Annotated in this window: 16 protein-coding genes and 1 pseudogene; all 17 read left to right on the top strand. The window is 47.5% G+C overall.

Annotation, left to right across the window (positions count from 1 at the left end; genetic code table 11):
• Position 1: 1 nt before the first annotated feature.
• Positions 2 to 1,141 (top strand): P-type conjugative transfer protein TrbL, encoded by a 1,140-nt coding sequence (gene trbL, locus C4S39_RS11855; RefSeq protein WP_258039428.1) that lies wholly within the window; start codon positions 2 to 4, stop codon positions 1,139 to 1,141.
• A 26-nt stretch (positions 1,142 to 1,167) separates the two neighbouring features.
• Entirely contained in the window at positions 1,168 to 1,908 is a 741-nt protein-coding gene (locus tag C4S39_RS11850; RefSeq protein WP_103967233.1) for an OmpA family protein, read from the top strand.
• A 3-nt stretch (positions 1,909 to 1,911) separates the two neighbouring features.
• Positions 1,912 to 2,355: a transglycosylase SLT domain-containing protein gene (locus C4S39_RS11845; protein WP_103967203.1), complete on the top strand. Its 444-nt coding sequence runs from the start codon at positions 1,912 to 1,914 to the stop codon at positions 2,353 to 2,355.
• A gap of 138 nt (positions 2,356 to 2,493) precedes the next feature.
• Positions 2,494 to 2,841 carry a KfrB domain-containing protein gene (locus C4S39_RS11840; RefSeq protein ID WP_258039427.1) on the top strand — a complete coding sequence of 116 codons (348 nt, stop codon included), beginning with the start codon at positions 2,494 to 2,496 and terminating at the stop codon, positions 2,839 to 2,841.
• 5 nt (positions 2,842 to 2,846) lie between these two features.
• Positions 2,847 to 3,056 carry a hypothetical protein gene (locus C4S39_RS16145; RefSeq protein WP_445641273.1) on the top strand — a complete coding sequence of 70 codons (210 nt, stop codon included), beginning with the start codon at positions 2,847 to 2,849 and terminating at the stop codon, positions 3,054 to 3,056.
• A gap of 13 nt (positions 3,057 to 3,069) precedes the next feature.
• A complete protein-coding gene (locus C4S39_RS11830) occupies positions 3,070 to 5,349 on the top strand; it encodes a zincin-like metallopeptidase domain-containing protein (RefSeq protein ID WP_103967201.1) in 2,280 nt (759 codons plus the stop codon).
• Positions 5,350 to 5,358: 9 nt separating this feature from the next.
• Positions 5,359 to 6,471: a JAB domain-containing protein gene (locus C4S39_RS11825; RefSeq protein ID WP_103967200.1), complete on the top strand. Its 1,113-nt coding sequence runs from the start codon at positions 5,359 to 5,361 to the stop codon at positions 6,469 to 6,471.
• Positions 6,472 to 6,485: 14 nt separating this feature from the next.
• Entirely contained in the window at positions 6,486 to 6,899 is a 414-nt protein-coding gene (locus C4S39_RS11820; protein WP_103967199.1) for a hypothetical protein, read from the top strand.
• A gap of 100 nt (positions 6,900 to 6,999) precedes the next feature.
• A complete protein-coding gene (locus C4S39_RS11815) occupies positions 7,000 to 7,605 on the top strand; it encodes a LexA family protein (protein WP_103967198.1) in 606 nt (201 codons plus the stop codon).
• Positions 7,602 to 8,996: an exonuclease domain-containing protein gene (locus C4S39_RS11810; protein WP_103967197.1), complete on the top strand. Its 1,395-nt coding sequence runs from the start codon at positions 7,602 to 7,604 to the stop codon at positions 8,994 to 8,996. The genes C4S39_RS11815 and C4S39_RS11810 overlap by 4 nt, the downstream gene beginning before the upstream one ends.
• Positions 8,986 to 10,272: a Y-family DNA polymerase gene (locus tag C4S39_RS11805; RefSeq protein ID WP_103967196.1), complete on the top strand. Its 1,287-nt coding sequence runs from the start codon at positions 8,986 to 8,988 to the stop codon at positions 10,270 to 10,272. The genes C4S39_RS11810 and C4S39_RS11805 overlap by 11 nt, the downstream gene beginning before the upstream one ends.
• Positions 10,273 to 10,665: 393 nt before the next feature.
• A pseudogene (locus tag C4S39_RS16080) lies at positions 10,666 to 10,968 on the top strand (DUF4062 domain-containing protein); the annotation flags it as partial.
• A 458-nt stretch (positions 10,969 to 11,426) separates the two neighbouring features.
• Positions 11,427 to 11,813 (top strand): WD40 repeat domain-containing protein, encoded by a 387-nt coding sequence (locus C4S39_RS16075; protein ID WP_374953033.1) that lies wholly within the window; start codon positions 11,427 to 11,429, stop codon positions 11,811 to 11,813.
• Positions 11,705 to 11,980 (top strand): IS3 family transposase, encoded by a 276-nt coding sequence (locus C4S39_RS16070; protein WP_103967193.1) that lies wholly within the window; start codon positions 11,705 to 11,707, stop codon positions 11,978 to 11,980. Before C4S39_RS16075 ends, C4S39_RS16070 begins: the two co-directional genes overlap by 109 nt.
• A gap of 15 nt (positions 11,981 to 11,995) precedes the next feature.
• Positions 11,996 to 13,339, top strand: coding sequence for an adenylate/guanylate cyclase domain-containing protein (locus tag C4S39_RS11785; RefSeq protein WP_103967192.1), 1,344 nt, complete (start codon positions 11,996 to 11,998; stop codon positions 13,337 to 13,339).
• Positions 13,340 to 13,569: 230 nt separating this feature from the next.
• Positions 13,570 to 13,890 (top strand): hypothetical protein, encoded by a 321-nt coding sequence (locus C4S39_RS11780; protein WP_103967191.1) that lies wholly within the window; start codon positions 13,570 to 13,572, stop codon positions 13,888 to 13,890.
• A gap of 181 nt (positions 13,891 to 14,071) precedes the next feature.
• Positions 14,072 to 14,205 (top strand): IS3 family transposase (locus tag C4S39_RS16065; RefSeq protein ID WP_181023815.1); only part of this gene is annotated, 134 nt, incomplete at its 3' end.

Here is a 14,205-nt window from a genome sequence, read left to right as displayed (position 1 = left end):
TGTGAAGAAATCGAGCCTATATCTTTTTTTTAGTGCTTTGGGGCTGATGCTGCTCTCAACTGGTGCATTTGCTGAATTAGCCTATATTGATCCCGTAACTAATCAAAGTGTACTGGACCAAGTTGCTCAAAAATTTTTAACCAAAGCAAAAGGATGGCACACTATTTTAGAGGGCGTAGCCATTCGTTTGTTCTGGACGTTGGTGTTAATTTCCATGGTGTGGACGTTTGGCATGATGGCATTGCGCCAAGCGGATATTGGCGAATTCTTTGCTGAATTTACCCGATTCATCATATTTACAGGGTTTTTCTTCTGGCTGCTGACCAATGCTGTATCAGGGCACAACATTGCCGGATCAATTATTACTTCCATGCAGATATTGGGTAATCAGGCATCCGGACAAACCGGCTCGGGTCACGGCAATATTGTTGAGGTAGGTATCAAAATGTGGCATCTATTCCTCCAGAATATATCTTTTTGGAGTCCTATTGACAGCTTCATTGCCTTCGTCCTTACGCTCATTATTGTAATCATTCTGACAGTCATAGCAGTCAACATGTTATTGCTGCTGATTTCGTCATGGGTACTTTTATATGCGGGGATTTTCTTTTTGGGTTTTGGTGGAGCTCGCTGGACCACCGATTTTGCCATTAATTACTACAAAACAGTTTTAGGCATTGGTATCCAGTTGCTGGTTATGACGTTGATTGTTGGGATTGGAAGTGATTTTCTGACCAATTATTATGGAAAAATGAGTAAAAACATCATGAACTTTGAAGAATTGGGCGTGATGTTAATTTTTGCTGTTGCCTTTTATTTCCTGGTTTCAAAACTACCGCCCATGATAGCTGGAATTATTACAGGTAGCAGTATTAATGCCGGAGGGGTAGGGAACTATAGCGGTGGTCAGGTAGTAGGGGCAGCCGCAGCCACCATGGCTGTTGCCAGTATGGGCGCGACTTATTTAGCGGAGGGCGCTCGTCAAATGGCTGCGGCTGGAGCAGTGGCTACCGATGCGGCGAAATCTATCGATACTGGTGGAACCCCTTTTGCCACGCCGAATCCGGACGGCAGCGCACAAACTGTATCCCATGATCCATGGGAAGTCCCTGATGATCATCTGACAAGGAAACCCAAGTGAGGAAGAATCTAAATGATGGGATTGTTATGCATAACAAATCAATTCTGTATGTCTTCGTGCTTGTGTTTGCGCTGGGTGGCTGTGCCACTATGAGCGAATCGCAGCAAAGCACAGCAAAAGGAACGGTCATGGGTACGGGCGCGGGTGCCGCGGTTGGTGCCATTATTGGTGCTATAGCCGGAGACCCTGCTCTGGGTGCCGGAATTGGTGCGGGTGTTGGGGCAGTGGGTGGCTATATCTGGTCCAACCGGATGGAAGAACAAAAAAGGAAAATGGAAGCGGCGACCGAAGGCACAAAAGTTTCGGTGACTCAAACCCCCGACAATCAGCTAAAAGTCAATGTTCCCAGCGATATTTCCTTTGATACCGGGCAATCCACCATAAAACCTGAAATGCATCCGGTACTCAATAGCTTGGCCGCAGGACTCATGAGTAATCCAGATTCCCAGGTAACCGTTATTGGTTATACCGATGATACCGGCAATGATTCCATTAATAACCCTTTATCGGTCAATCGCGCTGCCAGTACACGTGCGTATCTGGTAAGTCAGGGCATTGCATCCAATCGTATCAGTATTGATGGTCGCGGTTCTGCTGAGCCGGTAGCACCCAACACTTCCCCTGAAAATAGAGCAAAAAATCGTCGGGTCGAGATTCTGGTGAAAGAAGCGCAACCACAGCCACCACAACAGCAGCCACAAGTACAAGAACAAGAACTGCCGCAGGATCAGGATCAGCAACGATATATTCAGCAACCGGCGTATTAATCCATGATGGATTTGCCACCCGATCAGCAAGATAGAATCGTGTGTTCAATCACGGCGGCGATCAAATACGAAATACCGGCCAATATACTTTTGGCCATTGCGGAAAAAGAAGGGGGCAAACCGGGACAATGGGTGAAAAATCGCAATGGAACCCATGATGTGGGTTCTATGCAATTCAATACGGCCTATCTGGGCGATTTGGCACGATACGGGATCACAACTAAAGATGTCGCACAACCCGGTTGCTATCCCTATGATCTGGCAGCTTGGCGAATACGTCTGCATATCAAGCAGGATAAAGGCGATTTATGGACAAAAGCGGCCAATTATCATTCGCGTACGCCAAAAGTTAATGCAAAGTATCGGGCTGACTTGATGGCTAAAGCTGTTAGATGGGCGGATTGGCTGGAAAATAGTTTTATGACAGCGGACAACCAGAAAAAATAAGTTACTAACAAATCCCGTGGATAGAACTGTGAATAACCTATCTATGTCACGCAACGGTAATGTTATTTGAGTTCCGCCTAAATGACAGGCAAAATCCTATGAATCCTTTGTGGGAATAGACCAGGAATGAAACAGAGAATGATCGTAATGAATGGGTTTCGAATTTTGCAAAGCCACAATGGCCCGGGATGGGAAACTGTGGGCACAATAAAGAAGGTTGAAAAAGGTATTGTGGCGGGTGTTTATAACATATTTTTGTCAAAAGAAGCTGAAGCAAACAATACCGTTTATGAAGGAATCATTCTTTATATAGACAAAGAAAAAGAAATTGTTTATCAAAAAGTAGATAAAGGATTTATCACACACAAACTGAAACCATTTAAAACCAAACCACCCATTGGCAAGAATGTTTCTATTCGGTACGACAATAACCAATTAATTTTGAATCTTAGTAAATCATCGCCTATAAATTCCTTACAGGAGTGAGTAACATGAATAAGACAAAAAATGGGATAAATGGGATGTCGGTGGAAGACCTGAAGATCATGGACGAGATCATAGATGCGAAGCTTCAGGACGCTGAAATACCCGGCTTTCAGGCTGAATTTGATCCAATGGAAGCTGAAAGGATTGGGGCCTTTGTGGAAGATGCTCTGAGCGAACAAGATGCATTGGATAGCGTGATAGACCAACAAGTATAGGGGTTAATGCGTGATGGAAAAAATCAAAAAGACTTTTCATGAGCAAATAGCCGAAAATTTGATTGAGCAACTAAAGAAGGGCACCGCACCTTGGCAAAAGCCGTGGCAGCCAGGAGACCCACTTTTAACATTACCGAATAACCCAACAACGGGTAAAAACTACAAGGGCATTAATGTGTTGCAATTGATGTGTCAGGGGCGCACTGATCCGCGCTGGCTGACGTACAAGCAGGCAGTAAACTTTGGCGCCCAGGTTCGTAAAGGTGAAAAAAGCACACTGGTGCAGCATTGGAAATTTGCGGATGAGCGCATCAAAAAAGATGACAACGGCAATCCTGTTCTGGATAGCGAGGGTAGGCAAATTAAAGAACAGGTAAAACTTGAGCGTCCGAGAGTATTTTATGCATCCGTATTCAATGCTGAGCAGATTGATAACTTGCCCAAGCTTGAAATTAAGGCCCCCGATTGGGAGCCGCTGGATCGTGCCGAACAAATATTGCAACAATCCAATGCCGTCATCCATCATGGTGAAAATGACCGCGCATTTTACCGGCCATCAACGGATAGCATTCATTTGCCGCATAAGCACCAGTTTCCGACACCGGATCGGTATTACGCAACGGCCCTACATGAACTGGGACATTGGAGTGGATCAGAAACACGTCTGAATCGTGATCTCTTACATCCATTCGGTAGCGAAGGTTATGCAAAAGAAGAATTGCGTGCTGAGATTGCCAGTATGTTGCTAGGGGGCGAATTGTGCATTGGTCATGATCCAGAACAACATGCTGCTTATGTGTGTTCATGGATCAAGGTATTGGAAGAAGACCCGAAAGAGATTTTTAGAGCGGCGGCTGATGCTGAAAAAATCAAGGATTATGTACTATCATTCTTACAGCAACAGGAAATTGTTGATCAGGAGGAAATCACGATGGATCAGACCAACCAGCAAAATGATGCAGATTCACGTAAATACCTATTTGTTCCTTATGCAGAAAAAGATCTGGCGAAAGCTGCCGGTGCTTGCTGGGATAATACGGCTAAAGCCTGGTATGTAGGGCCAGAAGCGGATATTCACACCTTGCAGGGTTGGCTGCCTGAGAATGTTTCCAGACAGCAGGATCCCGCTATGTCGCCTGAAGCTGAATTTGCCGACTTACTGCGCTCTCACGGTTGCGTTGTTGAGGACAATCATCCGCTAATGGATGGCAGCAAACACCGGGTCAAGGTTATCGGTGACAAGCCCGGTGAAAAATCCGGGTTTTATGTGGCACATCTGGACGGGCATCCTGCCGGATATTTCAAGAATAATCGGTCAGGGCTTGAGACACGCTGGAAGGCGAAAGGATATTCTTTAACGGATGAGCAAAAAGCCGCCCTTGTAATAAATGCCGCCATCAAACAGCAAGGTAGAAAAGCCGAGCAACACGAGCAGCAATTGAAAGTTGCGGAAGCTATCAAGGAATTACTGGCAATCGCACCACTTGCGGATTCTGAACATCCTTACCTATTGGATAAGAATGCACGGCCAGGTGATTTGAGAATCGTACCTGAGAATGTAGATGCTTTGCCCGCTGATTCTATGATTAAAATTGGTAAAGACTGGAAGGAAGCCAAGGCATTACGTGAAGAAAACCCAGGCAGCATCGTTTTAACAGCCGGTGATTTGTTGCTACCGGCAGAAGACATCAATGGACAAACCTGGACAGTGCAAACGATACAACCAAGTGGGGCCAAGTTTTTTGTAACAGGTAGCAAAAAAGAAAGCAATTTCTATGTGGTTGATAGTGAATATCGGGGTTTGGCTGCACTCGACAACGTTAAGGCGATTGTAATCGCAGAAGGCTATGCAACTGCAGACACGCTATCCCAAGCACTAGGTGCTCCCGTTGTTGCCGCGTTTGATTCAGGAAATTTGTCCAAAGTTGCTCAAGTTTTGCATGACAAATACCCACAGAAACCGATTGTGATCGCAGGTGATGATGATTTCACACAAGAATCAGTTAATGGCTTAAATCCAGGTAAGGAAAAAGCGATGGAAGCTGCCCAGCAGGTGAATGGTGGGGTAGTCTTTCCGACATTTGCACCTTATGAGCAAGTGTCACAGAAACTTAGTGATTTTAATGATCTGGCGAATAAGAGCACTCTGGGTATTGAGGCTGTCAAACGACAAGTTGGATCGGTTGTTGAAAAAGCATCTCAGCAGGCTAAACAGGACAGCTTATTGAAGTTACAAGTCCATAATGAACCTAAGCAGCAGGAAATCAAACAAAAACGGACATTGGTCAGGTAATCTTATAATATGCTGAAGATTTCAGGAACCCCATCTCATCCTGATGAAGGTGATCTTTATGAAAATATTGAGACTCGTCCCGGTACTACCGAAAAGCAAAAGGAAGCAGGTCGATGCGCCTATACAGAACTGCTTGAAGCTCATGCTCGATGGGCAGGTGGCACCTTACTGGGTTGCGATTTCCCAAAAGACTTTCGAGAAAAAGGAGGAACTATCTTCCTGAATCAGCCCATTAAGTCAGGTCATGATCTGGCAGTGATGGCGCAAATACTGCGTGATCCGCGTTATGAGACGCTGAGAATCTTCTATACCCGTATGAATCGCATTATTCATCATACTGCTGTGAGTTCCAGATTGCCGGGTGCAGTCTATTTGGAAAAGATTGGACATGCCAAACATGAACTGGGTGTTTTGGTAGAAAAAACTAGACGTCATGTTAAAGCAGATGGTTACTGGTTATTGCATAACCACCCATCGGGTAACGCTACGCCATCGAGTGATGATGTCAGGCTCACAGAAATACTGGCATCCATTGTTTCGGGTTTCAAAGGTCATGTGGTTATCAATACCAGTCAATATAGCGTCATTGATAAAGACGGTCATGTCGATTTTGTGAATTGGATGGGGGATCAGGCAGGGGGTTATCAGAATAATCATTATAAAAGTCATGAGCTGCTGTTGGAGAAAATAGCCTCACCGGAGGATCTGGCAAAGATAGGCCATGCTTTAAAAAAGCGGGATCAGTTTTTTAACTTGATAGGCATCAGTGCAACAGGTTTTGTATTGTCGCTAAGTGAGTTACCCTTATCGGTACTTAATCGCCCTCACAATCTGCTTCTGGCGCGACTACAAAATTTTGCACGTAATTCTGGCGTCAATACGGTATTTGCCATCACGAATGCCAATGATTACAGACACTCAGTATTATCTAAAGCCTGTGAAGCTGGCATACTAAAAGATGTGCTAACCATAGAGGGCTCTGATTATCGTTCATTGCGAGAAGAAGGGTTATTTACGTCAATACCCGGTGAAATAAGCGCCATTTTTAGGAAGCCCAGAACCTTAGTGAAGGAAGATGCCGCACTGGTCAAATACCCAAGGGGCAGAGGACTCAGTAGGTAACGGGCGGGATAGTTATGTGTGGCGGGATTGAATACCAGGATCAGAAGATTTATTTCCCGCAACCGGATGCGCGCTTACCTGTTCGTTTACGAGATGGCAATATTACCTGGATAACGTGGGGCAGACGCAAGGATGAAGCCATCGGTAAATTTCCGAATGGCGGTTGGGCGCGACTAAATTCCATCAAAAATGGTAAATGGAAGCCCTGGCACCCGAGACCGATTTTAATTGCCGCTGACCAGTTCATGGAAAAAGACCATGGTAGTCAATCCCATTGGATAGAACTGGATAAGCGAATGGTGATTCAGGGATTATTGGCCGAAAGAGACAAAGAAACTCGGGTTTATGTGGTGACGATCGATACACCATCAGAATATGCCTGGATACATGATCGCTGGCCAAGATTAGTACGATTAAAAGATCAGTAATATTTCAATGGCATGAGTGTAGAGCGTTTTGTACATTTGACATGGTTGATGATGGTGTGTTTGAATATCGTCACGAATTTCAATATGGAGTCATTCGAACATGTCAAATCGAGGCGGAAAACGAGAAAATGCCGGCAGGCCGCGTGGCCAGGGCAAATATGGCGAACCAACTGTTACAGTGCGTATACCGCAAAGTCAGGGAGTTACTGTCAAAAGCTTTCTGGATGCTTATCAGCGCAAAAGAACAGAAAGTGATCTCGAAACAGTTAATATGGATGATATCTTCACTCCTGTCATCAACGAGCAACCAATCAGGCTTCCCCTATTTTCCACCAAGGTTGCTGCTGGTTTTCCAAGTCCCGCTGATGATTATGTCGAGAAGCGCCTTGATATCAGCGAATTTATGATCGATCACGCCGCTTCAACGTTCTTCGTCACGATCAAGGGAGAGTCGATGATCGATGTCGGTTTGCTGCCGGGTGATAAAGTGGTCGTGGATCGCTCCAAAACGCCCAGTATCGGCGATATTGTATTGGCCGTAGTGGATCGTGAATTTACGATCAAAATCCTTGATCAAGGGGCAAACAAAATGCCACGGCTGATGCCAGCCAATTCATCGGGCGTTTACCGGCCCATTTACATTTGTCCCGATACGCAATTTGAGATTTTCGGTGTCGTCATAGGATCATTCCGCCGCTTTAAATGAGTACGTTATTGCCGTGTTATGTGTTGCTGGATCTGGAAACGACAGGAGCCACCCCAACCCAGGATTGCATCACTGAAATCGGCTTGATCCGTTATGAGAACGGCGTTGAAATCGGCCGCTGGAATACGCTCATCAATCCTGAAGTCAATATCTCGCCTTTCATTCAGCGACTCACTGGAATCACCCAGGACATGGTCAATCATGCGCCTACTTTTGCTCAAGTGTGTGAAACGCTGCTGCAATGGCTCGATCAGGCAGTATTGTGCGCGCACAATGTGCGTTTCGATTATGGTTTTCTCAAAAACGAATTCAAGCGCATCGGTATTACCTTTCAAAAGAAATTGCTGTGCACAGTCAAACTTTCGAGAAAACTCTATCCAGAGCATCATTCACATAGCCTCGATGCCATTATCGATAGGTTCCAGCTAGTCTGTAACCAGCGCCACCGCGCTATGGACGATACGGAAATGATGGCGGCATTCATCAATGTCGCGATTCGTGAACTGGGAGAATCGACGGTTCAGGAAACCGCACGGACACTCCTGAAGCAGCAAGCGATTCCAACGGGCCTCGATCATCTGGATGTCCATACCATTCCGGAGACGTGCGGTGTTTATTTATTCCATGGCAATAGCGCATTACTGTATGTCGGCAAAAGTGTTTCATTGCGGTACCGGGTATTTAACCACTTCCAGGGTGATCATCGTTCAGCCAAAGAAATGCGTATCGCACAAGAAATCAAGCGAGTCGAATACCGCATCACCAGCGGTGAACTCGGCGCATTGTTACTGGAATCTCGCCTGATCAAGGCATACCAACCCATTCATAACCGGCAGCTCAGGCGCGAGCGGCAACTCTGTGCCTGGCAAGTATCGAGCGACCCCAAGGCCAAGCCTCTGCTGACCTTGATCAATGACAGCGACATCGACTGGCGTGCCACAGAAAATGTATATGGCACTTTCAAAACCAAACGGCAGGCTTTGGAGGTCTTAAACAAGTTGGCCGACGAGTACGGGCTATGCGATAAAGCATTGGGGCTGGAAAAAGGCTCCGGTGTGTGTTTTGCGCATCAATTAAAACATTGCAAGGGCTTGTGCGCGGGCCTCGAATCCGCCGAGTCACATTGGCTGCGCCTACTCACTGCATTAAGCCAATATAAGTTGCTGGCATGGCCATATGCTGGCCGTATTGGCATCCGGGAACACAACCCGGACTATGACATCACGGAAATTCACGTCTTTGATCAGTGGTGCCATCTGGGTAGCGTCAAAGATCATCAGGAATTGGATGAATTATCAGCACGTCCCTGTTTTGACCGGGATACCTACCGCTATCTGCTGAAATTCCTGAACCGGAAGCAAGTGGAGGTCATAACGCTACATGGATACTAACAACCGTTCCATTGCGCTGATCGATGTCAACAATTTCTATGTCAGTTGTGAACGGGTATTCAACCCTCAACTGGAAGACAGGCCGGTCGTGGTGCTATCCAATAATGACGGCTGCGCAGTCGCGAGAAGCAATGAAGTTAAGGCGCTGGGCGTCAAAATGGGTCAACCGTGGTTTCAACTCAAAGACCTGGCAAGGAAACACGGAATCATCGCTTATTCATCCAACTATACCTTGTATGCCGACATGAGCAATCGCGTCATGAGTATTCTGGCAATGTTCAGTCCCAATCAGGAAATCTATTCCATCGATGAATGTTTTCTTGATCTCACGGGGTTTAGAACAAGAAACCTGACTCTCTATGGCCAGCTTATTCGTCAACGAATTAAGCAATGGACGGGACTACCGGTGTGCGTGGGAATAGGTGCGACAAAAACACTATCCAAGTTGGCTAATCATCTCGCTAAGAAACAGCCGCAATTCAACGGCGTATGCGATCTGAGCAGCATGACATCATTCCAGCAGGAGGAATGGTTTGAACGTATCGAAATAGGGGAGTTATGGGGCATCGGGAGAAAACTAGCACCAAAACTAAATGCCATGAATATTTTTACAGTATCTGATCTAAAGCAGGCGTCCATTCCCAGCATGCGCAGCAGATTCTCGGTGGTGATGGAGAAAATGATCCGAGAATTAAACGGTACACCATGCATAGAGTTGGAAGAAGTATCTCCGGCAAAGAAAGAAATCGTTTCTTCACGTTCGTTTGGGATCAAGGTGACTGATTTAGCAAGCCTGGAAGAAGCTGTATCCTTATATACCCGCCATGCCGCTGAGAAATTGCGGCGACAGAATTCGTACGCCGGAGCAATCACGGTGTTCATCAATACCAGTCGTTTTAATAAACCTGAAGAAAATTATGCAAATGCATTTAGGGTTTCTCTATCCCCTCAAACAGCAAGCACGATCGTGTTAACCAAGGCTGCCATATGGGGATTACGTAAAATTTATCGGCGGCGTTATCAATATCAAAAAGCCGGGGTTATGCTCAGCGGATTAGTAGATGCCCAAACCCGGCAGACGGATTTATTCGGCTTATCACCGATCAGCAAAAAGACTGAAGTCATGAGCGTGATCGATACTATAAATGTCCGGATTGGCAGAGGAACCATCAGATTAGCTTCCGAAGGTATTACAAAAAACTGGCTAATGAGACGCAGCAATAAAAGCCAGAACTATACGACTGACTGGGAAGAGTTGATCTGTGTTACAAAATGACTAGTGCTTGTCGTTAAAGCATTGCTCTGAATTTAGAATTAAAGCTGCCTGGTTTACTGTCAATGACTGAGATGGGAGGGAGGCGTCCATCCCATCTCCGCTATTTACAGAACAACTCGATGACCTGGTTACCACCGGCCCCACGCGTACCAATGTGAACGAACTACCGGGTGATCCTGGTTTGGTAGGGAGTTCTTGTAAATGCTCGGTGTTGTTGACACTCAATATGATATTCGATAGATTCATCTCCAATCTCTTCGGGTTTGAATTTTTTACCCCGGCATTAAGAAACAACAAAGACGTTTTGTGGTTTTATGTTATCATTATTTTTAGGGAAATATTGTCTATTTTATTGTACCTACAAGATATTTTTACCGCGAGGGATGAAGCGCAATGCCAGAATCGCAAGTAAGGCAAATAAATATCATGATCAGTAGCACCCGTGCTGATCTCGCACAATATCGAGAAGAGGCGTCACGAGTTATTGAAAATGTTCGCGTAGAAAAGGAAAAGCGGGTTCAGCTTCTGGAGAAATCCATGGAGAAAGAGACGCAGAGCGGCGATCGTGAGTTCGCTGTTGCTGCCAGCAAACAATTGGTAGAGGAGTCTAACTGGGTTGTCGTCATCGTCGGATGGAACTACGGTACGATTTCCGACGAACCGGGCGCCGATGGCCTGAGCGTGACCGAATGGGAGTATAACCATGCATGTCATGAAGGCAAAAAGGTATTTGTATTTATTGCTGGGGAACCGGCCACCGCAAATCAATATCGTGTCTCTGAGGAAGAAAGGGAGGATCTCAAGGACTGGAAAGATAAACAGACAGCGGAACAGAAGGAAAAACTCGAGAAATTCAAGCCAAAGCTTTGCAAGCGTCACGTCGAGATGTTTAAAAACCTACCAGCATTCCGGGAACGCTTGGAAAAGACACTGAAGGACGCTACCGACAATCTTCCTCCTGAAATCCAGCCAGGAACCCCATTGGCTGACCTGATCGTCACAGTCATGCCGAGCATTCGTGATTGTATTCGGAAGGTGACTTTGATTGCCAATTGCAAGAGGATTCATGATCGCTTGCACGAGCTTCGCCAGCATGTAATACGTCCGTTACGGGAGGAAGTGCTGTTGTCGTTTACAGCCCTGATGGCAAGACTATTGCCACAGGCAGCAAAGATAAAACAATCATTCTCTGGCAGGCCGACACGTTGGAGTCAAAGCAAAAAATTAAGGGACGCGATCTGGGCATCCTCGATCTCGCCTTTACACCAGACGGTAAACGACTCGTCAGTGGCAGCAAGGACAAGACAGTGCGCGTCTGGGATGTTGCGACCGGCAATCGGCAGGCCGTACTCGCAGCCCATAGCGACGTTGTCAATGCGGTCGCGATCCATGGCGACTACCTGGCCACGGCGGGTGAGGATGGTATCCGTCTGTGGGACTTGCGGTCACTCGAACCCGTGCCGGTATTCCCCTCGCGCAGGGCGTTCTCAATGGCAATTGCTGGGATAATTCTCCTACAGAACGTTTCTTTGGTAGTTTAAAACGCGAGTGGCTGACGGGTAATGTTTACAAAACCAGAGAATCCGCTATAGCAGACATACAAGCGTATATCGCCTACCACAACGCTCAGCGCATTCATACAACCATTGGTGATATGTCGCCAATACAATTTGAAAAAGGACTTAGCAAAGTGTCCGGTTTTGTTTGACCACAACACAGAGCCATGGAAATTCCATCAGTTCACTATGCCAGGAGCGGCGAATTTCATATTGCCTACCAGGTGCTCGGCGCAGGGCCGATCGACCTCGTATTGGTGCCTGGCTGGATCAGCCATCTTGAAGTGGCCTGGGAGCAGCCGAGGCTGGCTCACTCCTTTCGCCGGCTGGCATCGTTCAGTCGCCTCATTTTGGTTGACAAGCGCGGGACCGGCCTGTCTGACCGGGTTTCGTCGAAAAGCCTGCCAACGCTTGAAGATCGCATGGAGGACCTCCATGCGGTCCTCGACGCCGTTGGCTCTAGCCGGACCGTTCTATACGGGATTTCCGAGGGCGGGCCCCTGTGCATGCTGTTTGCCGCGACCTATCCTGAACGAACCACAGCCTTAGTGGTGTATGGCTCGTGGGCGCACGCTCTCAAGGCGCCAGATTACGATTGGGGTTTTGATCCGATTGAATTCGAAAGCTTTTTGACCTCGCTCGAACCCCATTGGGGTGATGGCGCGGCCGTGAACGTCGTTGCACCGAGCTTGGCGCATGATGAGCAATTTTGCGCCTGGTGGGGTCGCTACGAGCGAATGGCCGCGAGTCCCGGTGCAGCTGTAGGTCTTCTTCGCATGGGCTTTGAAGGGGACGTTCGGCATGTATTACCCACGATTTTTGTCCCCACTCTGGTTCTTCACCGGGCCCATGACGCCTTTGTGGATGTTCGACACGGCCGGTACATTGCCGAGCACATCCCTGGTGCGCGATACGTTGAACTGGAAGGCGGGGATCACTTTCCCCTTGGCGGCGACTTGGACGCGGTAGATCAGCAAATTGAAAATTTTCTGTCCGAGCTCATTGGGGTGCGGCGAGGCCCCAGCACGGACCGGGTGCTGGCGACGGTGCTTTTCACCGATGTGGTCGGATCGACCGAGCGCGCAGTCGCTTTGGGAGACGAAAAGTGGAAAAAACTGATCGCCATCCACGATGATCACGTTCGCATGGAGCTTGCTCGTTATCGCGGCAAGGAGATCAAGACGATTGGAGACGGTTTTTTGGTGACGTTCGATGGTCCGGGACGAGCCATCTGCTGCGCTGACGCAATCCGCAACTCCGTGCGTTCACTCGGATTGGAAATCCGAAGCGGCTTGCACACCGGGGAGATTGAGATGATGGCAAATGACATAGCCGGAATCGCTGTAAACATTGCGGCGCGCGTTTCAGCATTGGCCGGACCAGGCGAAATCCTGGTATCCAGTACCGTGAAGGATCTTGTGGTCGGTTCGCGAATTGAATTCATAGACCGCGGCTCCCACGTGTTGAAGGGGGTGCCCGGCGAGTGGCATCTTTTTGCTGCCGTCTTATGAGGTGCTGCGAACGGCGCGGGCAAAGATCTTACCCCCGGATAAGGTGTTGCTTGAATTCAAGTAATAAGTGCATAACCCACCAATTTTTCAGCGTCTGTGCCCGACAATTCGTGGAATATCTCGTAAGGCGCCCTAAAACCCAGGCACTTTTTTGGCCTGTTGTTAAGTTTGTGTACTGGAGTTGCCCCCTTTGAACGGACACATTATGTTCTGTTTAAAGGAGAAGAAATATGACACAAAACTACAAACCTGCTTACCCACCTGAGTTTCGTCAGCAGATGGTGGAATTGGTAGCATTAGGCAAATGCCCCAAGCAATTATCCAAGGAATTTGGTTGCCACTACACTTCGATACAAACTTGGTGTCGAGCAGCAGGTGTACCAATTAGATCAAGCCAGACAATTGCTTCCGCTGCAACATCGAGTGTTGCTTCCTTGAGTGCCAACGAACGGCAGGAGCTGCTGGAATTGCGTAAGAAGCTCAAGCGTGTGGAGATGGAGCGTGACATATTGGCAAAGGCTACGGCCTGGTTTGCAAACAACAAGGATTGATGGGGAAGGTGTACCAATTAATCAAGGCAAACCGGGCCCAATTTCCGGCTCGTGTTCTATGCGAGACACTCGGTGTATCGCACAGCGGTTACTATGACTGGGCAAAACGCACACCCAGCCGACGGGCCATTACCAACTGTCGATTGATCGAGCAGATCATGGCCATATACCGTACAAGCGATTGTACGTATGGCCGCCCCCGCACATTACCGTTGAGCTAGCCGATCGTGGAGTCAGGGTCAATCATAAGCGCGTAGGCAGGTTGATGCGTGAAGCTGGAATTAAAGGGGTGAGTCGCAGGCGAGGCTTTGTGAT

Source organism: Nitrosomonas ureae (genome assembly GCF_900108305.1).
GTDB lineage: Bacteria > Pseudomonadota > Gammaproteobacteria > Burkholderiales > Nitrosomonadaceae > Nitrosomonas > Nitrosomonas ureae_B.
This window is presented reverse-complemented; position numbering and strand designations above follow the sequence as displayed.